Raw genomic sequence first — 24,362 nt, 5'->3', positions numbered from 1 at the left:
TGGGCCGGCGTGCTTCAAGGAGCCGCGAGCGGGGGAGAAAGTTCGATCAGTCATCGTAGGGTCTGGGTAGCCGCGGCGAGAGATGGAGATGCAGGCGTCTGGCCTTGCCATCTTGCTGAAAGACCACCAGGGCGATGCCTGGCGGGCAATGGAACGGATCCTCGGGAGGGTTGACGAACCGTCCCTCGATGACGATGACGCTGCCGGCGCCGAGAACGCGCAACGGTTCGAGCCGTACGCCAGCCTCGGTGTCGGAATCGACTTCCCCGGCGAGGAACGACCGACCGAATACCGGCTTGCCGCCTCCGCGTACGAGGTGAAGGTCGTCCGCGAAGTGGCCGAGGAAACGGTCACGGTCGCCGTGCCGATTGAGGCCGTCGAAGATTTCGACATAGAACCGCTGGTGCTCGCTTGACCTTAGCTTTGTGTCGGGATCAACCAATCCTGCCGTATCGAGCAGCATCTCGGCCAATCTGCGCTTGGCTTCCGACAGGCGGCTGCGAACGGTTCCGATCGGGACGGCCAGGATGGTGGCCAGTTCTTCGTAAGACGGATAGCTGCCGAAATAGCGCAGCATTGCGGTGGCTTGCAGCGGTTCGGGAAGTTTACGCAGGGCGTCCCAAACCCATTCGCGAAGCGCGACTTTCTCGAGCCGCTCCTCGATATCGGTCCCTTCGTCGGGACGATCAGGCACTTCGGCGGCAAGCACCTCTCGACGTCTTCCGCGCAATTGCCGCAGGCAGATGCGGTGCAGCACCATGTGAAGCCATCCGGCGACCGCCTGAGGGTCCTTGAGTTCCCCAATGTGCCTCAGCGCGATCAGAAACGTGTCATGGACCGCATCCTCGGCTTCCGGGCCATAGCCCAGTATCTGCAGCGCCGCGGCGTAGAGCCTGGCGCGGTGGCGTTCGAGCAGCAGCCCGAGGCAAGCGCAGTCGCCGGCGCGAGCCGCAACGGCCAGTTCGGCATCAGTCGGCTGGATACGAGCTTGATGACCCATTGACCAAGGATGCGCCAACGCTGCAAAAAGTTCGAATCCAAATTCGAATTGCTCCAACTCCCACCTACACAGCCGGTCGGCCGTATTGGCTTGGTCGAGCGAGTTCGCCCACCTGCTTGGCGCCGCCACGCCCCCGCGACCCGCGGCACCCCAGCGATATTTTTACAATTTGCGGTGTTCTCGGGACGAACAGCGGCGCGAAAAGCGTTTTAGCCTTTAGTTCGCCGGGTGCTCCCAGGACGCCGAGCGCCCTAAATCAAACGCTTTTGGGAGAATAACCATGAAACATCGCCTCATTCCGATAACAATGGGCTTGCTCCTGGCCTCCGCTGGTGCGGCTCTGGCTGGCAATGTACACACCGTAACAGGTACGACAGGTCAGCCCAGCCAGGAGATTGGCACTCCTCAGACGGGAAGTGCTACGCCGGGCCACGCCAGCACGGCCCCGGGTTCAGCCTTCAATCCGGATGGGAACGCGGGAACACACTACGCGGGCGAACAGCCTCAGAACTCCAAGAATCCGAAGAGCGTATCTCAGTACGACGTGGCCGGCTTCCAGCAGTCCCATAAGTGACAGCCGCCGTCACGAACAAGAACCCGGCAGCCGAAAGCTGCCGGGCCAACGACGCCTTCTTCCGGACGGTCCGCGCCAGGCTGACGGGCCTTCAGCCCTTGCGCTCCTGGAGGCTGTTGCCGCCGTCGACCACCAACAGCGCGCCGTTGACATAGCTGGCGCCTTCCGACGCCAGGAACACCACCGCCGCGGCCACTTCATCTGGCCGGCCGGCCCGCGCCGGCGGCGTATGCAGGGCCGCCATCCGTTCCATCTCGCTCGACGAGCCGGTTTCGATCCAGCCGGGCGCCACGGCATTGACCGTGACGCCGCTCCTGGCCACTTCAAGCGCCAGCGTGCGCGTCAGGCCGACCATGCCGGCCTTGGCGGCGGAATAGGCTGATGTGCCTTCGAAGGACACCAGCGGTCCGGTGACCGACGCCACATTGACGATGCGCCCGTAGCCCGCCTCGACCATTGCCGGCAAAAACGCATGGGTGACCAGGAACGCGGTCTTCAGGGTGACGTCGATGCCTCGGTCCCACTCGGCCTCTGTCATGGCGAGAAACGCCTTGTCGACCGAGGGTGATGCCAGCGAGCCCATACCGGCATTGTTGACCAGGATATCGACCGCGCCGACATCAGCCCGTAGCCGCGCGACATCGGCAGCCATGGTCAGATCGGCGACCACGGCCCTGGCATCGATACCTTCTGCACAAAGCTCGGCGGCGCGGTCAAGCACGCGCGCACTGGCGCCGGTGAGGAACACGACATGGCCGGTATGGCCAAGCTGGCGGGCAATGGCGAAGCCGATGCCGTCGGCCGCTCCGGCGCCGGTGATCAAGGCGCGTTTGATGCTGGTGGAAGTCATGGCTCAAATCAGCTCCGCTGGTTCCGCCCGTCGCGCATAGTCGGACGGCAGCGGTGGCGCTGAACCATATAGTCCATGGAGAACGATTTGGCGCGCCATCTCGGGTGATGATGAGAATTATGTCTACGCTATAGTCCTTCAAAATGGCAGTCGGAAGCAAACCGGAACTTGCTGAAATCACGGCGGGTTTCCGGCCGCCTCCGTCCCGCCGACGCGTCTCATCCCAGGTTAGACAGTCTCATGCGACGGTTCTCATCCACGCCAGGAAGGACTCCATCACTGCGGAGCGCGGACTGTGGTGCATCCAGACGACATAAAAGCTGTAACCCGGCAAGGACAATGGATGCGCTTTGACGAGCGAACCATTTTCCAGCTCGCGGCCGACTACGACGTCGCTGCAAATGGCAATGCCTTGCCCGGCGACAACCGCATCGATCGCATGCAGCTCCTCGCGGAAGCTCAAATCCCAAGCTTTGGCAGGGATCAGGTCCGGATCGATTGAACGAGCCGTCTCCAGCCACCGGCGCCAGGTGGGAGCGTCCGGATCCCGGTTCATCCAGTCGAAATGGATCAGGGGATAACGCAGGAGATCAGCGGCGCGCTCAATCGAGCGCCCATCGCTTGCCAGCAATCGCGGACTGCAAATGGGAAAGAAGGAATCGCGGCACAGCTCTTGCGCCGCAAAGCCCACGGGCGGGCGCCGTGTGTAGCGGATCGCCAAATCCGCGGCGCCGGCGCGCAGATCGAGCAGAGCGTCCGTCCCGATGATCTCCAATGGCACGGCCGGGTTGGCCGCTCGCCATTTCGGCAAGCGGGGCACTAGCCATCGGCTAGCGAAGGCGTTCGGACTTGTCACCCGCAACGGCGCTTGAACGTCCGGCTCCGCGACCGCGGCAAGGGAGCCGGCGAGAAGATCAAAGCCGTTGCGCAGGATAGGAAACAGCCGCGCTCCCGCGCTCGTCAGCACGAGCGGGCGCGGCCGGCGCTGGAACAGCTTGAGACCGCACATCTCTTCCAACAAGCGGACCTGGTGACTGATCGCCGTCGGCGTCACGCCGAGTTCCGCCGCCGCGGCCTTGAAGCTGCCGTGCCGAGCGACGGCCTCGAAGGCGTGCAAAGCGCGCAGCGGCGGGCGGTTTGTCATGTCGGCAGCGTAGATGAATTTTTCTCATCCGGCATCCAAGAATTTCGCTTTTGCAAAAGGTTGCGCCCCCGTGAGACCATCGTCCTGCCGGAACGGAGGGCGACAGCGATGGAGCTTCCACGACAGACCGATGCACGAATGGGCCGATCCCATGCTTCGAGCACGGCGATTGAACAGCTACGGCGGCTCTTACGGGGCGAGCTGGTGCTGCCGACAGACGCTGCATATGACCGGATGCGCAAGGTCTGGAACGGGGCAATCGACAAACGCCCTGCCGCAATTGTCTTTTGCGCCAGTCCCGATGACGTCGTCCATGCCGTGACCTATGCCAGGTCACAAGGCTGTCTTGTGGCGGTTCGCAGCGGCGGCCATAACGTCGCCGGCCTGTCCGTCTGCGACGACGGGACGGTGATCGATCTATCCCGCATGAAGAAGATCGCAGTCGATCCCGAGCGCCGCATCGCCAGGGCCGAAGCCGGTCTGAACCTCGGCGAGTTCGACGCCGCCACACAGGCGCACGGCCTTGCAACGACCATGGGCGTCAACAGCGACACCGGGATTGCCGGCCTCACGCTTGGCGGAGGCTTCGGCAAGCTCGGGCGCAAGCACGGTCTGAGCTGCGATAATTTGATCGCGGCCGAAATTGTCACGGCTGACGGACAGTTGTTGCGGACAAGCGCCGAGGAGCATCCCGACCTGTTCTGGGCCTTGCGCGGCGGCGGCGGCAATTTCGGCATCGTGACGGCGTTCGAATACCGGCTGCATCCGCTCGGTCCGGCCCTTCTCGTGGGCTCGGTGCTCCACGCCTGGGATCATGCGCGCGACGCCATGCGGTTTTACGACAAATTCTCCCGTGACGCCCCGGACGAGGTGAGCGTTGACGCCGCGCTCGTCACATTGCCCTCGGGCGACCGTGCCTTCAGCATCTCGGCTTGCTATGTCGGATCACCCGAAGCGGGCGAGCCTGTCATCGCACCGCTGGTGAAATTCGGCTCTCCCATCGAGAGCCGCCTTCAAGCCATTCCTTATCTCCAGATTCAATCGGCGGGCGATAGCCTCTTTCCACGCGGACGACGCTATTACTGGAAAGCGCAGTTCCTGCGTGCGATCAGCGACGGTGCGATCGACGCGCTGCTCGACAGTTACGCGAGGGCTCCCAATCACTCGTCCCTGCTGGTTTTCCAACAGGTCGGCGGAGCGATCGCTCGTTTACCCGCGTCACACTCGCCCTACGCCAATCGCGATGCGGCCTTTGACTGCTTCCCGATCGCCATATGGGATGATCCGGTCGATGATGAGGCCAATACGCGCTGGGCGCGCGACCTGTGGAATGCGGTCAGACCATTCTCCACCGGCGGTGTTTATGCCAACAATCTTGGTGATGAGGGTGACGAGCGCGTTCGTGCTGCATACGGCGGAAATTATGCGCGCCTCGCCGCTGCCAAGAAGCGATACGACCCGACCAATTTCTTCCGATTGAACCAAAACATCAGGCCTGGATGATTCGGGATTCCTAGGGGGGACCGTGCGCAGTCGCTGGATGATCCTTGCTGTACTATTCGTCGCCCGCGCGGCGATGGCGGTGCAGTTCCAGGGCGTTGCCGCCGTTGCGCCGGAATTGGGTAAGGCGCTGAACGCGAACCTCGCCGACATCGGCGTCCTCATCGGCTTGTATTTCGCGCCAGGCGTTGCGGTTGCGCTTCCCGGCGGCGCAATCGCCCAGCGCTTCGGCGATAAGGCGACGGTGCTTGCCGGGCTGGTCCTGATGCTGGCAGGGGAACTCCTGCTCTACGCCTCAACTTCATGGAGCGTGCAGGTCGCGGGCCGGCTCATCTCCGGCCTGGGAGGCGTGCTGCTGAATGTGCTGATGACCAAGATGGTCGTTGACTGGTTCTCGGGCCGGCAAATCGCCACCGCAATGGCAATCTTCATTAACTCATGGCCCTTGGGCATCGCCCTTGCGCTCGTCATACTGCCGCTGATCCAGGCGGAATTTGGCATATCGGGGGCGCAGATCGCGGTGATGGCCCTCATCACCTCGGCTCTCGCGTTGGTGGGGTTTCTCTATCGGCCACCCGGACTGGCCCTCGCTTCGGTTTCGGCGAAAGGCGTGCGACTTGCGAAGCCGGCCCTCTGGGCGGTACTGCTCGCAGGCTTGATCTGGTCCCTCTACAATGTCGGCTTCGCCATGATTTTCAGCTTCGGGCCGTCGATGCTGGTCGAGCACGGCTGGTCGACCGCCGCCGCTGGCTCCGCCGTCAGCATAGTGCTGTGGCTCGCAGCCCTGTCCGTTCCGTTCGGAGGATACCTCGCGGACCGCACCGGGAGCCGCAACGCCATACTGGCGGCAAGCACCCTGGCTTTCGCGGCACTGGTCCTGCTGCTGTGGCGCGGTGCGCCGGTACTGCCCACCGTCTTTGTGCTGGGACTGATCTGCGGACTCCCGGCCGGAGCGATCATGAGCCTGCCGGCGCAAGCACTGGCGCCGGCGACTCGTGCGCTGGGAATGGGTCTCTTTTATACAGTCTATTATGCGACTATGCTGGCCGCTCCCTGGCTCGGCGGTAAGCTTGCTCTTTGGGCAGGCAGCGCCGGCGCGGCTCTCGGCCTCGGCGCGGCCGCTCTTCTGGCCTGTCCGGCGCTTCTGTGGGGATTCGAACGTCTGCTGCTCGCACGGGCAAGAACGGAACCGCAGACGAATTGAAATCCTGGCGCAGCCGATCAAGTCGCGAAACGAGGCATACAACGGAGAGAATGGCGCGCCCGAAGAGATTCGAACTCCTGACCCCCAGATTCGTAGTCTGGTGCTCTATCCAGCTGAGCTACGGGCGCGCATCAGGCCGTGTTTTCAACGGCCCTGCGATCCGATCCTGAGGACCGGCCGCGATGTGTGCAGTTCCCTACCGACTGAATTTGCGAAAAGCAAGTCGCTCCGGCAAAAGTTTTGTCGCAGGCCTGTCATCCGGCGAGAAGAGTCCGATCCAGGCGCTTCGAAACAGTCGCCGAGCCCGAGCCATCACGCCGGGCGGCGCAGGCTGCCGCGGGCCTGGTCGAGCCGCACCGGCTGGTCGGGGATGGTGACGGCGAAGGTGGTGCGCCCGCCAATCGACTCGACCAGTTCCACCGAGCCGCCATGCGCGCGGATCAGTTCGTGCGCGATCGCCAGGCCAAGGCCGGTGCCGCCGCTGCGCGCCGAGCCGCGGAATGCCGCAAACAGGTTCTCGCGCGCTTTCGCCGGCAGGCCGGGGCCGGTGTCGGTGACGGCGATGCGGCTGACGCTGCCCATGCGTTCCGCAGATACCGCCAGCCGCCGCACCACGGCGCTCTCGGTGTCGGCCGCCATCGCCTGCACCGAGTTGCGGCACAGATTGGTGAGCACCCGGAACAGCTGGTCGGAATCGGCGTCCACCTCGAAAGCCGCCTCGACGGCGTTGATGAACTCGATGCCCTCCTCGATGTCGAGCAGGCCGTGCACGTCCTCGACCAGCTGGCGCAGCCGCACCCTGCGGCGCGAAGGCGGCGGCTCCTGCGTGCGGCCATAGGCCAGTACGCCTTCCGAATACGAGACGGCCCGGTCGAGCGCACGCAGCAGCTTCGGCGCGAAGGCCTGCACGGTCGGGTCTTTAACCAGACGCAGGCGGTCCGAAATCAGCTGCGCCGATGCCAGGATGTTGCGCATGTCGTGGTTGATCTTCGAGACGGCCAGGCCGAGGTCGGCAAGGTGTTTCTGCTCGGAGAGCATCTTTTGCAGCCGCTCCTGCATCTGCGACAGCTCGCGTTCGGCAACGCCGATCTCATCGGCGCGGGCGGCGGGATGGATGATGCGACTTGGATCGTCGGGGGCTTCGGAGAAGGACAGCATCGAGCGCGTCATCGTGCGGATCGGCCCGATCATGATCAGGTCGATCGCGGCATAGACCAGCATGGCCGTGAACAGCGAGATCAGCAGCGAGACGAAGGCGACGTTGCGCGAATAGATGAGCATGGCCTTGCGCAGGGAGTAATCCGGCATGATCAGCTCGAATTCCTTGTCGCTGTCGCCGACCGGCCCGAAGACGCGCAGCATCCGGTCACCGCCGAAGAACAGCGTGTCCAGCGCGCCGGTCATCCCCTTGATCATGCCGACGCTGGCGAGGTCGATGTGCTCGTCGACCTGCGGCGGCATGTCCGCCACCACCAGAAGCCGCGACACGCCGCCATCGCGCACCGCGATCGCCTTGGCGCCGATTGCCATCAGCACGTCGTTCTGGGCGGTGCGCGACAAGGAGGTCGGCTCGCCCTGCACCAGCACGATCGACACGGCGGCGGCCGTGCTCAGCCGCTCCTTGAGCCAGCTCAGCCGGTAGCTGGCGATCCAGGGCAGGAAGATGAGCACTTCGGCCAAAAGCACGAAAACGATGGTCAACAGCAGCAGCTTTGTCGACAGTCCGCGCGACAGGGGTACGGTGCGGACGACGGCTGGCGCCGTTCCGTTACCTTCCCCGGCTTGGTTGGCTTCGCTCATGCGACTCGATCTTCACAATCACTTGATCGCCCAAGATTAGGCGATTACGGCTTTTTTGCCAATTTCATCCTTGGTCTCAGACACAATTGGCGCCAAAAGGTGCACGTCCCTGCCGCGACACGGCCGGATTGACTTCCAAAACCCTTCTTTCTATAAGCCCGCTCACGCTCGGGCCATTCGTCCCGGCGCGGTTTCGATCGCGCCAAAGCCGGCCCGGCAAAGCTCCTGTTACAAAGTGACAGAATCAAGAAGGGCCGCACCCCGCGGTATTAAAACAAATGAAGCGTACATACCAACCGTCCAAACTCGTCCGCAAACGCCGGCATGGCTTCCGTGCCCGCATGGCCACCAAGGGTGGTCGTGGCGTCGTCGCAGCTCGCCGCAATCGCGGCCGCAAGCGGCTGAGCGCCTAAGCGAGACGAGATCGTTGCCCGCAACCGGCAAGCCAGTGGGGCAAAATCCCAAGCGGCTTCTGAAGCGCGCGGAATTCCTGGCCGTCCGTCGTGGTGAAAAGCGACGCGGACGGTTTTTCCTCGTCGAGGTCCTCGACCGCGGCGACGGCGGGATACCGCGCGTCGGTTACACCGTCACCAAGAAGGTCGGCAACGCCGTTGTGCGCAACCGCGTCAGGCGGCGGCTGAAAGAAGCCGTCCGCGTCCATGCGGCCGATGACATGAAGCCCGGCAATGATTATGTCATCGTCGGGCGCGATGACGCGCTGCGCGCGCCTTTCGGCCAGTTGAAGGCCGAACTCTCCCGCCGACTTCGCGGAACACGATAGGCCAAGGGCTCTCGATGGAAAACAACCGGAACTTCTTCATCACCATCGCGCTGTCGGTGCTGATCCTGACCTTGTGGCAGGTTTTCTACATGAACCCGCGCGTCGAGCAGCAGCGTGAGGCCGCCAAGGTCGAGCAGCAGCGCGTGGAGGAGCAGAAAAAGACGGCCGAGGCGGCCAATCCGGGTGCTGCAACACCGGCTCCGGCGCCGGGCACCATTCCCAACGCGCCCGGCGGCGACACCGTCACCGCGGCCAGCCGTGATCAGGCGCTTGCCGCTTCGAAGCGCGTCAAGATCGACACGCCGAGCCTCGAAGGGTCGATCAACCTGACCGGCGCGCGCCTCGACGACCTCAAGCTCAAGCACTACACCGAAACCGTCGACAAGAATTCGCCCGAGATCGGACTGCTCAACCCGCAGGCGCTGCCCACCGGCTACTTCGCCGAGATCGGCTTCGTCGGCAACGACAAGACCGGCACTGTGCCGGGTGCGGAAACGGTGTGGAGCGTGGAAGGCAATCCGACGCTGACCCCGTCGACGCCGGTGACGCTCACCTACACCAACGACAAGGGCCTGACCTTCAAGCGCACCTTCTCCGTCGACGCCAATTATATGTTCACGGTCTCCGACACGGTGCAGAATTCCGGCTCAAGCGCGGTGTCGCTGTTCAATTACGGCCGTGTCACCCGCTACGACAAGCCGGCCGTCGCCAGCACCTATGTGCTGCACGAGGGCCTGATCGGCTTCACCGGTACGGAAGGCCTGCAGGAGCACAAATACGCGTCCGTCGAGAAGGACAAGCAGTACCAGCCGGGCAAGTCGACCGACGGCTGGCTCGGCATCACCGACAAATACTGGGCGGTGACGCTGGTGCCGACCGAGAAGCAGCCGTTCCAGCCGCGCTACGCCTATTTCGAGGACGGCCGCCACCGCTACCAGTCCGACTTCCTGACCGACGCGATCAATGTCGAGGCCGGCCAGTCGGCGACTGTCGAGACCGAGGTCTTCGCCGGCGCCAAGGAAGTCGCCAAGATCAACGCCTATGCCGAAGACCGCCACATCAAGCGGTTCGACCTGCTGATCGACTGGGGCTGGTTCCACTTCATCACCAAGCCGATGTTCTGGCTGATCGACACGCTCTACAAATTCCTCGGCAATTTCGGCCTGGCGATCCTGGCCACCACCGTCATCGTCAAGGCCATCTTCTTCCCGCTCGCCAACAAGTCCTACGCGTCGATGGCGAACATGAAGAAGGTGCAGCCCAAGATGCTCGAAATCCGCGAGAAATATGCGGATGACAAGATGAAGCAGCAGCAGGCGATGATGGAGCTCTACAAGACTGAGAAGATCAATCCGCTTGCCGGCTGCTGGCCGGTAGCGCTGCAGATCCCGGTCTTTTTCTCGCTCTACAAGGTGCTCTACATCACCATCGAGATGCGGCATGCGCCGTTCTTCGGCTGGATCCAGGATCTGGCCGCGCCCGACCCGACCTCGATCTTCAACCTGTTCGGCCTCGTTCCGGTCACTCTGCCGCACATGCTGATGATCGGCGTCTGGCCGCTGATCATGGGCGTCACCATGTTCCTGCAGATGCGCATGAACCCGACGCCGCCGGACCCGACGCAGGCCGCGATCTTCACCTGGATGCCGGTCATCTTCACCTTCATGATGGCGGGTTTCCCGGCCGGCCTCGTCATCTACTGGGCCTGGAACAACACTCTGTCGATCCTCCAGCAGGGCGTCATCATGAAGCGCCAGGGCGCCAAGATCGAGCTGTGGGACAATCTGGTCGCACTGTTTCGAAAGAAACCGTCGCCAGCGGAATAGAAGCGCTCTCTTCTCGAAAAAGCCCGGTTCGCCCGGGCTTTTTCTTTGGACAAGTTTCCGTTCACGTTCCTGTGATCGGCGAAACTGCAAGCGGTCGCGAGGCGTGACTGCGTGTGCATTTCCAAAGGCTATCAATTCCGATCAGCCCTCACCCGGAGGAAGACCACATGCGCTTGCCGTCATTCACGACTATCGCCATTTCCGCACTCGTCGCCGGCGCGGCGATTGCCGCTCCCGCCTATGCCAAGAACCCGACTGTCGGCGGCGCGCCGATGTACGCCACCAAGAACATCGTCGAAAACGCCGTCAACTCGAAGGACCACACGACGCTGGTCGCCGCCGTCAAGGCGGCCGGCCTGGTCGACACGTTGCAGGGCGCCGGCCCCTTCACCGTCTTTGCGCCGACCAACGAAGCCTTCGCCGCACTGCCGGCCGGCACGGTGGACACGCTGCTGAAGCCAGAGAGCAAGGACCAGCTCACCAAGGTGCTGACCGCGCATGTCGTGGCCGGCAAGATCTCCGGCAAGGACATGATGGCCAAGGCCAAGGCGATGGGCGGCAAGTATGAGATGAAGACCGTCTCGGGCGACATGCTCACCGCCGAGGTCAAGCAAGGCAAGCTCTACATCATGGACGAGTCCGGCGGCGAGGCGAAGGTGACCATCGGCGACGTCAATCAGTCCAACGGCGTCATCCACGTCGTCAACAAGGTGCTGTTGCCGAAGTAACGGCTTCCGGCAAAAGGGGATCAAGGCAAATCCGTTGGGGCTTTCTCGGTCTGCCATCCCAGCCTCGTGACGAGGTGCCGTGTTTCCTGGGGAAGCCGCATCGGCGAGGCCGGGGTCCTGTAGTCCCTCACAGGACCCCGGTCTCTCTTTTCCCACCTGTGAGAACGGCTGGGGCTTCAGCGGTGGAGCTTCGACCGCTTCCAGCACATCACTCCATCACGGCGCTGTGGTCGACCTTGGCCGGTGTTCCGGGCTTGCGCAGCAGGAGCACCAGCGGGATGGCGGCCAGCGACAGGATCATCATCAGCTTGAAGTCGTCCATGTAGCTGATAACAGTCGCCTGCAGCGTCACCACGCCGTCAAGTGCTGCGCGGCCGGCGGCGGTGTAAGGGTTCATCGCCCGCGCGATCGCCGGATTGCCGAACGCCTGGTCGAAGGGCGTCACATAGGTGGCGATGTTGGCATGGTTGATCTGCACGTTCTGCGTCAGCAGCGCGGTGACCACCGAGATGCCGACGCTGGAGCCGATGTTTCGCGACAGATTGTAAAGCCCGGTGCCTTCCGCGCGCCGCTCCGGCGCCAGCGTGGCGAAGGTGATGGTGGTCAGCGGCACGAACAGGAAGCCGAGCCCCGCGCCCTGGATGAAGCCGGTGCTGATGATCGTCCATTGCGAGACGTCGGGCGTCCAGCCGGTCATGTCGTACATCGCCCAGGCGGTGATCAGCAGGCCGGTCAGGAGCAGCCAGCGTGTATCCACCTTGCCGATCAGCCTGCCGACCAGGAACATGCACGCCATGGTGCCGAGGCCGCGCGGGCCCATGACGATGCCGGCCGTCACCACCGGATAGCCCATCAGCGTCTGCAGATAGGGCGTCATCAGCGCCAGCGAGGCGAGATAAGTGATGCCGATGATGAAGATGAAGATCATGCCGACCGCGAAATTCCTGTCGAGGAACAGCCGCGGATTGACGAAGGTGTTGCGGGCGGTGAAGGTGTGGACCAGGAAGATGTAGAAGGCCGACGCGCAGATCAGCGCCTCGACGATGATCTCGGATGACGAGAACCAGTTGAGCTGCTCGCCGCGGTCGAGGAACATCTGCAGGGCCGCGATGGTGATGCTGAGCATGCCGAAGCCCAGCCAGTCGAGCCTCGCCTTCATGTCCGTCTTCGTCTCCTGGACGAACATCCACACGCCGGCGAAAGCCAGCGCGCCGATCGGAACGTTGATGTAGAACACCCAGCGCCAGCTGACATTTTCGGTCAGCCAGCCGCCGATGACCGGACCCAGCACCGGCCCGACCATCACCGAAACGCCGAACAGGGCCATGGCCGAGCCGCGTTCTTCGACACTATAGATGTCGAGCAGGATGCTCTGCGACAGCGGCACCAGCGCCGCGCCGAACAAGCCTTGCAGCAGGCGGAAGCCGACGATCTGCGGCAGCGACTGCGCGAAGCCGCACAGCACCGAGGCGACCACGAAGCCGGTGATCGAGGTCAACAGGATGCGCTTGCGACCGAAACGGTTGGCAAGATAGCCCGAGGGCGGCGTCATGACCGCGGCCGCGACGATGTAGGAGGTCAGCACCCAGTTGATCTGGTCGGCACTCGCCGAAACGCTGCCCTGGATATAGGGCAGCGCCACATTGGCGATGGTCGTGTCCAGCGCCTGCATGATGACGGCCAGGATCACGCAGGCGGTGATGGCGCCGCGATTGGCGACCACCGGCGTGGCACCTGCCGCGGACGCGCCGGTCATGACTTTTGTCCGAACCGGTCGATGAGATTGGCCACGAAGTCCGGCAGGCCGCGCGCATGGCCGGTCTCGACGTCGACCACGACGCTCATCCCGCCGCGCAGCGGCGGCTTGCCCTCGATGTCATCGACCGTCACGCGCATCGGGATGCGCTGCACGACCTTGACCCAGTTGCCGGTGGTGTTCTGCGCCGGCAGCAGCGAGAAGCTCGACGACGAGGCGGGGCTGATCGAGGCAACCGTGCCGTGCCACACGGCACCCGGATAGGTGTCGACGCTGATCGTCGCCGTCTGTCCCGGCCGCGCATAGGTCAGCTCGGTTTCCTTCGGTTCCGCCTCGATCCACAGATCGGTTGACGAAACCAGGCTGAAGGCCGGCTGCGAAGCGGGCAGATACTTGCCGACCTGAAGCGCGTCGACATTGGTGACGACACCGTCGAACGGCGCCTTGACGATCGAGTCGTTGAGGTTGCGCTGCGCATCGTCGACGCCAGACTGGGCCTGCAGATAGAACGGGTTCTTCTCCACCGGCTGGTCGGCGTCGCCGCCAAGCTGGGCAAGCGTGGCCTGCGCCTGCGCTTTGGTGACCGACACTTTCTGGCGCGCCGCCACAAGGTCGTGCTGGGCGCTGTCGAAAGACGCCTTTGAGGCGGTGGAGGTCTTGAGCAGGTCCTGCTGCCGCTGGAAGGCCGCCTCGTAATAGGGGATGTCGGCCTGCGCCTGCTCGATCTGCGACAGCGACTGCTGATAGCTCGCCTGCAGCGTCAGCACCTGGTTGCGCACGGTCCCAAGCTGGGCCTGGGCAGCGGCGAGAGCGGTTTCGAAGGAGGCCGGCCTCAGGCGGAAGAGCACGTCGCCCTTCTTCACCGCCTGGTTCTCGTGGACATCGATCTCCTGCACGGTGCCGGAGACATCGGTGGATACGCCGAGCGACTGGGCCTGGATGTAGGCATTGTCGGTCGTCATCACCTGGCCGCCGGTGACATAATAATAGCCGCCCACGACCAGCGCGACCGGAAGCAGGGCAAAGAGCACCGGACGCGTCAGGCCCTGCTTCGGCTTGGCCGAAGCAGGAGGGGCAACGGCGACAGGGGCCTGCTGTGGCTGCGGCTCCCTGGCCGGCGCCTCGAGCGCCGCCGGCTCAAGGGCGACCGGCGCTTCCAACTCGTCCTTGTCGATGACGACATTGGCTCGTCGCTGTTTGCGCTCGCTGTCCAGCCGGACGACCTGGTCGCCGGTCCGGACCGTGGAAGGCTGGCCTTCGGCAGGTTTCTTGGGGAATGTTGATTCAGCCATGTACTTTCTCCCGGTCGACGGCTGGCTGGGTGCAAGCCGCGAGCAGATTGGATTTGATCGAGCCTAGGGTCTGCAGCAGATGCTGTGCATCCGACGAAAGACCGGCGAAGGCCTCGTCTCGTGTTTTCTGGCCGTTGCCGCGCATGATCTCGATGAGGTCGGCCAGACTGTTCTGGTTGATGCCTTCACGCGGCGACAGATAGGCAAGCACCTGCCACTGGGTTCGGCTCAGCCCCGATGTCCGCGAATGCTGCTCGAACCGCTTTCGAAGCAGGCGCGCGACGTCGTGCAGCACGAAGCTGATTTTGGGCGAGGACGACATGGGAGGAGATCAGGGTCTGCGGTCAAGCTTTCGTGAGCATGCTTATTATCATCATGCACATAATCCTGCTGGACGCGATGCACAAGACGGATTAAGCCCGCCCGAGAAAAAATGTCGCACGTGTCGCGGTGCAACGGCAGGCGCGGCGACAGGCAATTTCCCGGCGAGGACGAGACGATGAATTGGCTCAAGATCGCGGCGGTGCTGGCTGTCGCTGGATGCCCGAGTACTGCGGTTGCCAAGGACGCGGTCAGCTGCGGCGGCGCCGCCATGCTGGGCGGCGCACAGCTGAACTGCAGCCACGTCGAACCCCAGGCGCCGCCGCAGTTCTGCACGTTCAGCTGGGCTTTGCACGCGATGGCCGGCGATCAGAAGATTGTCGAAGGCACCTTCATGCTGCCGCCTGGAGCATCCAACGTCACCGTCTATCAGGGCAGCGGTTTCGACAGCGCGCTGTCCAATCCGATCGTGATCTGTCGCGGCAACAAATGAGCTGGTCCGCCACGGAAGACTCGCTCCCCGGCCGATTGGTGCTATAGGGCGGATCACGCTATTTTGACCAGGCGCCTCCGGTTGCGGATGCGCCTGTCTGCCAATTTTCGGACGAACCGACATGGATGGACCCAACCCCGGCATCAAGCACCCGATCCCGATGCATACGCGCGTCGGTTTCCTGAAACCTCTGGTGAGCGCGCCGAACATCGAGATCGGCGACTTCACCTATTATGACGACCCGGACGGGCCGGACAAATTCGCCGAAAAATGCGTGCTGCATCACTACCCCTTCATCGGCGACAAGCTCATCATCGGCAGATTCTGCGCCATTGCCGAAGGAGCGCGTTTCATCATGAACGGCGCCAACCACGCCATGTCCGGCTTTTCGACCTACCCGTTCAACATTTTCGGCCATGGTTGGGAAAAGGGTTTTGACCCGGCGACATGGTCGAGGGAGGTGCGCGGGGACACGGTGGTCGGCAGCGATGTCTGGATCGGCATGGAGGCGGTGATCCTGCCCGGTGTGGACATCGGCCATGGCGCCATCATCGCCGCCAAATCCGTGGTGACGCACGATGTGCCGCCCTATGCGATCGTTGCCGGCAACGCGGCCAAGATGGTGAAGAAGCGTTTCGACGACAGGACGATCAGGCGGCTGCTGGCATTGGCGTGGTGGGATTGGCCGGTGGACAAGATCGGCCGCAACCTCGACGCCATCAGGGGCGCCGACATCTCTCTTCTGGAGGCAGCAGCTTGAGCGCTCAAAACAGCACCACGATCGGCACCGACCTGTTCACGCGCGGCTGGATCTTCATCCGAGGCGTGCCGGCCATGAAGTTCCTGCCGCCGGAAGGGCCGCCGGAAATCGCCTTTGCCGGCCGTTCCAATGTCGGCAAATCGTCGCTGATCAATGCGCTGGTCAACCAGAAGGGGCTGGCGCGCACCTCCAACACGCCGGGGCGCACGCAGGAACTCAACTATTTCGTGCCGGACGGATTTTCGGGCGAGGGCGCCGACCTGCCGCCGCTGGCGCTGGTCGACATGCCGGGCTACGGCTACGCCTCCGCGCCCAAGGAGAAGGTCGATGAGTGGACCAAGCTGGTCTTCGACTATCTCAAGGGCCGCGTCACGCTGAAACGTGTCTATGTGCTGATCGACGCCCGCCACGGCATCAAGGCCAAGGACGACGAAGTGCTGTCGCTGCTCGACAAGGCGGCGGTATCCTACCAGATCGTGCTGACCAAGACCGACAAGATCAAGGTCGCGGGCGTGCCGCGGCTGATCGAGGAGACGCTGGCCAAGATCAAGAAGCGGCCGGCCGCGTTTCCATTCGTCCTGGCGACTTCATCGGAAAAGGGCGAAGGCCTCGAGGAATTGCAGGCGGCGATCGTGCTTGCCGCCAATGGCGGCTAAAGACTCGGGACAGGCCCGTCCAGCGGGGCGATTGCCCTTATGACTTTGCCTCCAGGGCAATCATCTGGTGGCGTTCTTCCTCGGCGAGGCTTCCGGTTCCGTACGCCTTCAGGAACATATCGACGCCCGACCGGACGATGTGGTCGATCTCCTCCTGGCTCGGCGCCTTGGCGCGATAGGCGAAGATGCACTGACGGAAAAGACCTGCCAGGCACAGTTCGGTGAACTGATAGGCCGCGAGATCGACATCGTCGATGCGTAGCAGGCCGCGGTCGATGGCGGCGTTCAAAAAGGCCACCACCTTGTCATGGCCGCGTTTGGGGCCGCGTTCATAAAACCGCGCGCCCATATCCGGTATCCTGTCGCAGGCACCGATTACCGTGCGCTGCGCCTGGATGACCCTGGCCGAGGTGATCTTCATGGACAGCACCTTGCCGAACTTCACCAGCGTCTGGCGAAGATCGTCGGCACGGTCGAGCAAGTCGTACATGTTCTTGAAGATGCTGCCGCGCTCTTCCTCGATCAGCGCCTCGAACAGCTCTTCCTTGTTGGCGAAGTAGACATAGATGGTGCCCTTCGACACGCCGGCCTCACGCGTGATGTCGTTCATCGAGGCGGCCTCGAAGCCCTTGTCGATGAAGACACGACGGGCGCCGTCAATAATCTGGCTGCGCTTGACCGGATCCTGACCGGCGGCCGGGCGGCCGCGTCGCAAGCTGTCCAGCAGGTCGCCGCATTTGTCGTTTTCGACGTCGGGCGTTGTCTCGGCCATAAAAGTCGCACCTCGAAATAATTCGAACCAAGCGGTTCGATTGCCTCTTGATATGGTCCTCTTTACGCGCTATGTCAACGGTCTGATCGAACCGAACGGTTCAGTATTATAACTTTAGAGAGATGTCATGTCTTCGAACGCGCCCTCCACCGCCGAAGTCCGTCCTTTCCCCAATGCCAAGGTCGCGCCGGCGACGGAAGCACCGGAAGTTCCTATCCAGCCGGCCGTCGCGCCGCCGCCGGCCGAAGCTCCCGCAAAGAAGAAGCGTTCGGTGCGCTCCTTCCTGCTGCCGATCATCGGTGTTGCCTTGCTCGGCGCCGGTGCCTGGTATGGCTATGACTATTGGACCACGGGCCGTTTCATGATCTCGACCGACGACGCCTATGTCCAGGCGGACATGGCGTTCGTCTCGCCCAAGATTTCCGGCTATGTCGATCAGGTCAAGGTGAGCGAGAACCAGCTGGTCAAGGCTGGCGACCCGCTGCTGACGATCGACGATGGCGACTACAAGATCGCCGTTGCCCAGACCCAAGCGCAGATCGCCACGCTGTCAAAGACGCTCGACCGCATCGATGCGCAGACCAAGGCCGCGCAGGCTTCCCTGCAGCAGGCACAGGCACAGAAGGTGGCCGACCAGGCCGCGGCCGACAATGCCGCTCGCGCCCAGCAGCGCGCCGCGCAGCTGGTCAAGACGCATGTCGGCACGCAGGCGCAACTGGACGACGCCCAGACCGCGCTCGACCAGGCCAATGCCGCTCTCGTCGGTGCCGATGCGCAGATCGCCGCCGCGCAGGCCAATATCGGTGTGCTCGAAGCGCAGCGCGCCGAATCGGCGAGCACGCTCGCTTCCTTGCAGCTCAGCCGCGACAAGGCCGCGCGCGACCTTTCCTTCACCGTGCTGAAGGCGCCCTATGACGGCGTCGTCGGCAACCGTTCCGTCGAACAGGGCGACCTCGTCAGTCCCGGCCAGAAGCTTGCCGTCGTCGTGCCGATGGACAAGCTCTACATCGTCGCCAATTTCAAGGAGACCCAGCTCGCCCGGCTGGTTCCCGGCGAAAAGGTCAAGGTCTCGGTCGACGCGATCGACGGCCAGGATTTCGAAGGAACCGTCTCGTCGCTGGCGCCGGCCTCGGGTGCCGTGTTCTCGCTGCTGCCGCCTGAAAATGCCACCGGCAACTTCACCAAGGTCGTGCAGCGTGTTCCGGTCCGCATCGACGTGCCGGCCGATGTGCTGAAGGGCGGCAAGCTGCGCGCGGGCTTGAGCGTTGTCGTCGCCGCCGACAGCCGCACCGCGCCCGCGGCATCGAACTGAGCGGGCGCCCGGGAGCAATGCTATGGCAACCGCAACCGCAACCCTGACAGCCGGAGCGCCGCCGGCACGCCCGGCCGCTCCCGACACCATTTCGACACGGCGCGTCATCGCCTTCCTGGCGATGGTGTTCGGCATGTTCATGGCGATCCTGGACATCCAGATCGTCTCGGCCTCGCTGGCCGAGATCCAGGCGGGCCTCAGCGCCAGCTCCGACGAAATTCCGTGGGTGCAGACGGCCTATCTGATCGCCGAGGTGGTCATGATCCCGCTGTCGGGCTTCCTCAGCCGCATGCTGTCGACGCGCGTGCTGTTCACCATCGCGGCGGCGGGCTTCACTGCAGCCAGCGCCCTTGCCGCCACCGCCACCAACATCGACCAGATGATCGTCTACCGCGCCGTGCAGGGCTTCATCGGCGGTGGCATGATCCCAAGCGTCTTTGCCGCGGCCTTCACCATCTTCCCGCCCTCGCGCCGCGCCATCGTCTCGCCGATGATCGGCCTCGTGGCGACGCTGGCGCCGACCATCGGCCCGACCGTCGGCGGCTATATCAGCCACGCCTTTTCATGGCACTGGCTGTTCCTGGTCAATGTCGTGCCCGGCATTCTGGTGGCGACCGCGGCTTGGTCGCTGATCGATTTCGACAAGCCCAATCTCAAGCTGTTCAGCAAGTTCGATTGGTGGGGCCTCGCCGGCATGGCGGCGTTCCTGGGCTGCATGGAATATGTGCTCGAGGAAGGCCCGAACAACGACTGGCTGCAGGATCATGCCGTGTTCATCTGCGCCATCATCATGACCATCGGCGCGGTGATCTTCTTCTGGCGTGTCTTCACCGCCGAGGAGCCGATCGTCGATCTCAGGGCGTTCAGCAACATCAATTTCGCCTTTGGCTCGCTGTTTTCCTTCGTCATCGGCATCGGCCTCTACGGCCTGACCTACCTCTATCCGGTCTTCCTCGGCCGTATCCGCGGCTACGATTCGATGATGATAGGCGAAGCGCTGTTCGTCAGCGGCCTGGCCATGTTCGTCACCGCGCCGATCTCGGGCATCCTGTCGAGCAAGATGGATCTGCGGCTGATGATGATGATCGGCTTCTTCGGCTTCGCCACCGGTACGTGGTGGATGACGCATCTAACCGCCGACTGGGATTTTTATGAGCTGCTGATCCCGCAGATCCTGCGCGGCTGTTCGATGATGCTGTGCATGGTGCCGATCAACAACATCGCGCTCGGCACCTTGCCGCCCGACCGGTTGAAGAATGCGTCCGGCCTGTTCAATCTCACGCGCAACCTTGGTGGTGCCGTTGGCCTTGCCATCATCAACACAGTACTGATCGACCGCAATGCCTTCCACTATGCGAGGCTTTCCGAGCATGTGCAGTGGGGCAGCGAGGCCGCGCAGACCAAGCTGCAGAACATGACGCTCAACTTCGAGCAGGCCACGGGCCTGGACGCTGCCAGTGCGGCGGTCTCCAAGCTGTCGGGCATGGTCCATCAGCAGGCGGCGCTGCTGTCCTTCATGGACGTGTTCTACATGCTGACGCTACTGTTCGCGACGCTCGGCCTTTTCACCATGCTGATCAACAAGCCGGCCGCGCCCGGTGGCGGTGGCGGCGGCGGGCACTGAGCAAAAGGACCATACGCGGCAGCGGTTTCGGGAAGCTCCTCCAGTCCACGCCCAAAACTCTGCCAGCGCAAAAAACTCCGGGCCGCAAGGCCCGGAGTTTTTCGTTTGAGGTAGAATTTCGTCAGGCCGTGGCAGGCTTGAAGCTCAACGCCACGCCGTTGATGCAGTGGCGCAGGCCGGTCGGCGCCGGGCCATCGTCGAAGACATGGCCGAGATGGCCGCCGCAGCGGCGGCAATGCACTTCGGTGCGGGTCATGCCCAGCGACCGGTCCTCGGTCTTGCCGATGCCATTGGCGATCTCCTGCCAGAAGCTCGGCCACCCGGTGCCGGAATCGAATTTCGTCTCCGATGGATAGACCGGCAGATCGCAGCCGGCACAGGCGAAGATGCCCTTGCGGTGCTCGTTGAGCAGCGGACTGGTGCCCGGATATTCCGTGCCTTGCTTGCGCAGCACGTCAAAGGCGGCCGGCGACAGGATGGCCTTCCATTCGTCATCGGTCTTGGTGACCTCGAACTTCTCCGCGGCCTGTGCGGCCTGCGGGCTGCCCATGCGCAGCATTGTTGCCGCGGCCCCGACAACGCCGATGGCGGCGGCACCGCTCAAAAGAAAGTCGCGACGGTTCATGACCAGTTCCTCCTGTCGTCTCTTTTGCCAAACTATACCGCCACACAACAATCAAAAGCCGGTGACGGTTGCCCCAAGACGAAACTCCGCGCCGTTCCACGGCTGAACCGTGGCCGGCGCGGAGCACGCGTGTCGATTGCGGGTCACGGGAGCGAGACGACGCGATCGACGGTGGGCCCTTGCAGCAGGTTCGCCGCGGCAAGCGCTTTGTTACAGTTTCCGCCCGATCACATCTTTGGGAGCAGAACCTTGTCGACGACATGGATGACGCCGTTGGACTGCTCGACATCGGCGATCGTCACATTGGCGACATTGCCGCTCTCGTCGGTTACGGTGACCTTGCCGTCGCAAGCGCGGACAGTTGGAGCTAGATGCTCTTCAGGTCACCCGCTGCAACCACCGGCCCGGTTGGCTGCCCGGTCAGAGAGCCGCCAACCGGCTCGAGACTCACGGCCAGCACCGCGCCCTGGGCGAGCTTCTGCTGGGCTGCTGGCGAGACGACGATACGCGCTGTCGCTCCGACCGGGATGACGCCCATAGAGACCGGCGCATTCTTACCCTCGATCATCCACAGCTCGAAGTCCTTGCCGGCGGCACGTTCGCCGGAAACGTGAGACAGGCCGACCTCGTGATGCGCGGCATCATAGACTGCCAGGTATTTGACGTCGCTGCCATCGGCGGCCAGCGAGGCGACGAGCCGCGTCTGCGGCTGGACGGCCGGAGGATTGACGTAGGGCACGGCGATGTAGATCGCGAGTGCCGCGACCGCCGCCGCCGCAAGGCCGCGCCAGAAGGCGAGGCTGGACCACAGGCCGCCGCGTGCTTCGGCACGCGTCGCAGGGGTCGATGCAAACAGCCGGCGATCGACCGCCGCCTTCACCGAAGCCGGCGGCTCGGTCTCCGGATAGGCGGCGGCCATCGGCGAGAGGCGAACCTCCCAGCCATCGACGAGCCGCGCGAAGTCCGCTTCGGAATCGATGCGCCTGGATGCGATCCGCCGCTCGTCCGCCGGCAGCACGCCGAGAACGTACTCGGCGGCGAACATGTCGTCGCCCCCACGTTCCGGTCCATTGTCCTCTGCGAGCGTCATCTTTCCAGGCATTCTCTGAGTTTCATCAGGCTGCGGCGCAGCCAGGTACGCATCGTGTTCAGCGGCACGCCGTGGCGTTCCGCCAGTTCGGCATAGCTTTCGCCCTTGAGATAAGCGCCCCGGACGGCCGCCGCCCGGTCCTTCTCCAGCTCATCGAGACAATGATGGATGCGTTCGGATTCGTCGCCCGCCACCGTCATCGCCTCAGGTCCCGGCGCCGGATCGGCCACATCGAGCGCTGCATCGATATCGGCGGCAGGCTTGCGCCGCGCCCTGATGCGATCGATCGCGTGGTTACGCGCGATTGCCACCAGCCAGGAGATCGGGCTGAGATCGGAGACAGCAAAGCGATCCGCCTTCGTCCATATCTTGACGAAGACCTCCTGTAGCGCTTCTTCCGCATCTCCCCGGTCGTTCAATACACGAAGGCACACGCCGAAAAGTTTCGCGCTGGTCTGCCGGTAGAGCAGATCGAACGCGGCCCGATCCTTCATCGAAGTCCGGACGATCAGCTTGGTGATGTCCTGCGGCGTCATGCGGGCAAATTAGGCAAATGCGTTGTATTTGCAATGACGCAAATATTCTGTGCGCCTAAAGTTCCAGCGCCAGGACACAGGCTTCGATTGCCAAGGGAATCGCCGCTGGCTAGCTTGGCGGCGGTTGGGGGAGCGCACATGTCGGTCGAACGGATCCTTTGGGAAGAAGATGCGACCGGCCTTGCCGGCCTTGTGCGCAAGGGCGAACTGTCCGCGATCGAACTGACCGAAGCGGCGATCGCACGCGCCGAGGCCACAAGGCCCGAAATCAATGCCACGGCAGAGCCGCTCTATGAGGCCGCGCGGACCCGGGCGAAGACCATCGACCGCTCGCTGCCGCTGGCCGGCGTGCCCTTCGCCATCAAGGATCTCGGCATCGCCATCAAGGGCGTGCCGTCGCATGGCGGCAGCCGTATTCCCGCCTGGACCCCCGACGTCAATTCGGTAATGACCGAGCGCTATCTCGCCGCCGGATTGATCCCGATCGTCACCTCGACATCGCCGGAGCACGGGCTGCGGCTGATGACCGAATCCAAGGCTTTTGGCATTACCCGCAATCCATGGAACACCGGACACACCACCGGCGGCTCGTCGGGCGGCGCGGCGGCACTGGTCGCAGCCGGCGTCGTGCCGGTGGCGCATGCCTCGGATGGCGGCGGCTCGATCCGGGTGCCTTCCGCCTGCACCGGGCTGGTCGGCCTCAAGACCTCGCGCGGCCGCGTCCCGCTGACGCCGCTGGTGAGCGAAAGCTGGTACGGCATGGTGGTCGATCATGCCGTCACCCGTTCGGTACGAGATTGCGCGCTGCTGCTCGACCTCACCCACGGCCCGGACTCCTTGTCGCCCTATGCCGCGCTGCCGCCGAAGGGCACGTTCGTCGCCGCCGCCGCACGCGATCCCGGCAAGCTCAGCCTGGCCGTCTACCGCAAGTCGCCGCTTGGCCTGCCGATCTCTGCCGAGACGATGAAAGCGCTCGATACGGCGGTGGCGCTCGCCCGCGAAGGCGGCCACACGGTCGAGGACATCGACCTGCCGTTCATCGGGCGCGATTTCTTCGCCGACTTCTGCAGGTCGGTTGCTTCCGCCGTCGCCGGCATGCTGCAGGCGGAAGCGCTGCGCGTCGGCCGCCCCGTTACCGGCGACATCGAGCGCGCCACGCGGGTGCTGGGCAGATTGGGCGAAATGGTCTCGGCCGGCGAAACCTATGCCGGCCTGCAGCGGCTGCATGCCGCCTCGCGGCGGATGATCGAAGAAACCGCTCAGTATGACGCCGTGCTGATGCCCATCATCGCCCATCCGCCGCTCGCCTGCGGCGCCATGGATCCCAAAGGCGCCGACGAGCTGATCGAAAACCTGCTCGACAAGTTCCATCTCACGCCTTTGCTGAAGCTGGAACCGATTTTCGGCCAGCTGATGGACAAGAGCCTTTGGTTCACCCACTGGCCGGCGATCCACAATGTCAGCGGCCAGCCATCGATCGCGCTGCCGGTCCATGTCACCGATGCCGGCCTGCCGCTCGGCATCCAGGCCGCCGGCCGCCCGGGCGATGAGGAAACGCTTTTGTCCTTCGCCGCGCAGATGGAGAAGATCTCGGGCTGGCTGAAGCGGCGGGCGCCGCTGATGGTGCCTCAATAGGCTAATTCCTTGAAAATTAGGGGAGAGTATTAGCGTGTGCCGAATAATAAAAAATTCATTATCGCATCGAAAATGAGCGGCGA

The 24,362-nt window shown here is 63.6% G+C and carries 23 protein-coding genes, 1 tRNA gene and 1 pseudogene; 12 read left to right on the top strand and 13 right to left on the bottom strand.

Annotated elements, in window-relative coordinates; translation table 11 throughout:
- Nucleotides 1–46: 46 nt before the first annotated feature.
- From JT360_RS04415 to JT360_RS04405, 3 genes are all read right to left on the bottom strand, one after another.
- Complete coding sequence (locus tag JT360_RS04415) at nt 47–1,000, bottom strand: sigma-70 family RNA polymerase sigma factor (RefSeq protein ID WP_214470327.1); 954 nt, start codon at nt 998–1,000, stop codon at nt 47–49.
- 665 nt (nt 1,001–1,665) lie between these two features.
- Complete coding sequence (locus JT360_RS04410) at nt 1,666–2,424, bottom strand: SDR family oxidoreductase (protein WP_214470326.1); 759 nt, start codon at nt 2,422–2,424, stop codon at nt 1,666–1,668.
- A 238-nt stretch (nt 2,425–2,662) separates the two neighbouring features.
- Nucleotides 2,663–3,568: a LysR substrate-binding domain-containing protein gene (locus tag JT360_RS04405; protein ID WP_214470325.1), complete on the bottom strand. Its 906-nt coding sequence runs from the start codon at nt 3,566–3,568 to the stop codon at nt 2,663–2,665.
- On the opposite strand from JT360_RS04405, the gene JT360_RS04400 reads away from it, so the two are divergent.
- A complete protein-coding gene (locus tag JT360_RS04400) occupies nt 3,512–5,071 on the top strand; it encodes an FAD-binding oxidoreductase (protein ID WP_352126992.1) in 1,560 nt (519 codons plus the stop codon). The two genes, JT360_RS04405 and JT360_RS04400, sit on opposite strands and share 57 nt — an antisense overlap.
- Nucleotides 5,072–5,108: 37 nt before the next feature.
- Complete coding sequence (locus JT360_RS04395) at nt 5,109–6,272, top strand: MFS transporter (protein WP_250888601.1); 1,164 nt, start codon at nt 5,109–5,111, stop codon at nt 6,270–6,272.
- A gap of 51 nt (nt 6,273–6,323) precedes the next feature.
- Here the strand turns inward: JT360_RS04395 and JT360_RS04390 are convergent.
- Together JT360_RS04390 and JT360_RS04385 are read right to left on the bottom strand one after the other, a co-directional pair.
- Nucleotides 6,324–6,400 (bottom strand) — tRNA-Arg (locus tag JT360_RS04390).
- Between the two features lie 184 nt (nt 6,401–6,584).
- Nucleotides 6,585–8,072: an ATP-binding protein gene (locus tag JT360_RS04385; RefSeq protein WP_214470323.1), complete on the bottom strand. Its 1,488-nt coding sequence runs from the start codon at nt 8,070–8,072 to the stop codon at nt 6,585–6,587.
- 278 nt (nt 8,073–8,350) lie between these two features.
- On the opposite strand from JT360_RS04385, the gene rpmH reads away from it, so the two are divergent.
- The 4 genes from rpmH (at nt 8,351) to JT360_RS04365 (ending at nt 11,407) form a co-directional block, all read left to right on the top strand.
- Complete coding sequence (rpmH, locus tag JT360_RS04380) at nt 8,351–8,485, top strand: 50S ribosomal protein L34 (RefSeq protein WP_008833937.1); 135 nt, start codon at nt 8,351–8,353, stop codon at nt 8,483–8,485.
- A gap of 14 nt (nt 8,486–8,499) precedes the next feature.
- The gene (gene rnpA / locus JT360_RS04375) at nt 8,500–8,853 is read left to right on the top strand and encodes a ribonuclease P protein component (RefSeq protein WP_214470322.1); all 354 of its coding nucleotides are present in this window, start codon (nt 8,500–8,502) and stop codon (nt 8,851–8,853) included.
- A gap of 14 nt (nt 8,854–8,867) precedes the next feature.
- Nucleotides 8,868–10,679 (top strand): membrane protein insertase YidC, encoded by a 1,812-nt coding sequence (gene yidC / locus JT360_RS04370; protein ID WP_214470321.1) that lies wholly within the window; start codon nt 8,868–8,870, stop codon nt 10,677–10,679.
- A 167-nt stretch (nt 10,680–10,846) separates the two neighbouring features.
- Complete coding sequence (locus JT360_RS04365) at nt 10,847–11,407, top strand: fasciclin domain-containing protein (RefSeq protein ID WP_214470320.1); 561 nt, start codon at nt 10,847–10,849, stop codon at nt 11,405–11,407.
- A gap of 208 nt (nt 11,408–11,615) precedes the next feature.
- On the opposite strand, the gene JT360_RS04360 is transcribed toward JT360_RS04365, so the two are convergent.
- From JT360_RS04360 to JT360_RS04350, 3 genes are read right to left on the bottom strand one after another with little or no spacing between them, the layout of a single operon-like run.
- On the bottom strand, nt 11,616–13,163 hold the full coding sequence (locus tag JT360_RS04360) for a DHA2 family efflux MFS transporter permease subunit (RefSeq protein ID WP_214470319.1): 1,548 nt from the start codon (nt 13,161–13,163) through the stop codon (nt 11,616–11,618).
- On the bottom strand, nt 13,160–14,455 hold the full coding sequence (locus JT360_RS04355) for an HlyD family secretion protein (protein WP_214470318.1): 1,296 nt from the start codon (nt 14,453–14,455) through the stop codon (nt 13,160–13,162). Before JT360_RS04355 ends, JT360_RS04360 begins: the two co-directional genes overlap by 4 nt.
- Nucleotides 14,448–14,777, bottom strand: coding sequence for a winged helix DNA-binding protein (locus JT360_RS04350; RefSeq protein ID WP_214470317.1), 330 nt, complete (start codon nt 14,775–14,777; stop codon nt 14,448–14,450). Before JT360_RS04350 ends, JT360_RS04355 begins: the two co-directional genes overlap by 8 nt.
- 111 nt (nt 14,778–14,888) lie before the next feature.
- On the opposite strand from JT360_RS04350, the gene JT360_RS04345 reads away from it, so the two are divergent.
- The 3 genes from JT360_RS04345 to yihA all read left to right on the top strand — a co-directional run bounded on the left by JT360_RS04345 (nt 14,889) and on the right by yihA (nt 16,685).
- The gene (locus tag JT360_RS04345) at nt 14,889–15,269 is read left to right on the top strand and encodes a hypothetical protein (protein ID WP_250888600.1); all 381 of its coding nucleotides are present in this window, start codon (nt 14,889–14,891) and stop codon (nt 15,267–15,269) included.
- Between the two features lie 121 nt (nt 15,270–15,390).
- On the top strand, nt 15,391–16,029 hold the full coding sequence (locus JT360_RS04340; RefSeq protein ID WP_214470316.1) for a CatB-related O-acetyltransferase: 639 nt from the start codon (nt 15,391–15,393) through the stop codon (nt 16,027–16,029).
- On the top strand, nt 16,026–16,685 hold the full coding sequence (gene yihA, locus JT360_RS04335; RefSeq protein ID WP_214470315.1) for a ribosome biogenesis GTP-binding protein YihA/YsxC: 660 nt from the start codon (nt 16,026–16,028) through the stop codon (nt 16,683–16,685). Before JT360_RS04340 ends, yihA begins: the two co-directional genes overlap by 4 nt.
- Before the next feature lie 37 nt (nt 16,686–16,722).
- Here yihA and JT360_RS04330 read toward each other — a convergent pair whose 3' ends face one another.
- A complete protein-coding gene (locus JT360_RS04330) occupies nt 16,723–17,457 on the bottom strand; it encodes a TetR/AcrR family transcriptional regulator (RefSeq protein WP_214470314.1) in 735 nt (244 codons plus the stop codon).
- Between the two features lie 127 nt (nt 17,458–17,584).
- On the opposite strand from JT360_RS04330, the gene JT360_RS04325 reads away from it, so the two are divergent.
- Together JT360_RS04325 and JT360_RS04320 are read left to right on the top strand one after the other, a co-directional pair.
- Nucleotides 17,585–18,769, top strand: a complete 1,185-nt coding sequence (locus JT360_RS04325) for an HlyD family secretion protein (protein WP_214470313.1) — start codon at nt 17,585–17,587, stop codon at nt 18,767–18,769.
- A gap of 22 nt (nt 18,770–18,791) precedes the next feature.
- The gene (locus JT360_RS04320; protein WP_214470312.1) at nt 18,792–20,393 is read left to right on the top strand and encodes a DHA2 family efflux MFS transporter permease subunit; all 1,602 of its coding nucleotides are present in this window, start codon (nt 18,792–18,794) and stop codon (nt 20,391–20,393) included.
- Nucleotides 20,394–20,514: 121 nt separating this feature from the next.
- Here JT360_RS04320 and msrB read toward each other — a convergent pair whose 3' ends face one another.
- The 4 genes and pseudogenes from msrB to JT360_RS04300 form a co-directional block, all read right to left on the bottom strand.
- The gene (gene msrB / locus JT360_RS04315) at nt 20,515–21,018 is read right to left on the bottom strand and encodes a peptide-methionine (R)-S-oxide reductase MsrB (RefSeq protein WP_214470311.1); all 504 of its coding nucleotides are present in this window, start codon (nt 21,016–21,018) and stop codon (nt 20,515–20,517) included.
- Between the two features lie 227 nt (nt 21,019–21,245).
- Nucleotides 21,246–21,365, bottom strand: a pseudogene (locus JT360_RS04310) (fasciclin domain-containing protein); the annotation flags it as partial.
- Nucleotides 21,366–21,385: 20 nt separating this feature from the next.
- On the bottom strand, nt 21,386–22,108 hold the full coding sequence (locus JT360_RS04305; RefSeq protein ID WP_214470418.1) for an anti-sigma factor: 723 nt from the start codon (nt 22,106–22,108) through the stop codon (nt 21,386–21,388).
- A complete protein-coding gene (locus tag JT360_RS04300; RefSeq protein WP_214470310.1) occupies nt 22,105–22,644 on the bottom strand; it encodes a sigma-70 family RNA polymerase sigma factor in 540 nt (179 codons plus the stop codon). The genes JT360_RS04305 and JT360_RS04300 overlap by 4 nt, the downstream gene beginning before the upstream one ends.
- A gap of 138 nt (nt 22,645–22,782) precedes the next feature.
- Between JT360_RS04300 and JT360_RS04295 the strand changes: the two genes are divergently transcribed.
- A complete protein-coding gene (locus JT360_RS04295; RefSeq protein ID WP_214470309.1) occupies nt 22,783–24,279 on the top strand; it encodes an amidase in 1,497 nt (498 codons plus the stop codon).
- Nucleotides 24,280–24,362 lie beyond the last annotated feature (83 nt).

Origin of the sequence: Mesorhizobium sp. dw_380, from assembly GCF_018588885.1 — a bacterium.
GTDB lineage: Bacteria > Pseudomonadota > Alphaproteobacteria > Rhizobiales > Rhizobiaceae > Mesorhizobium.
This window is presented reverse-complemented; position numbering and strand designations above follow the sequence as displayed.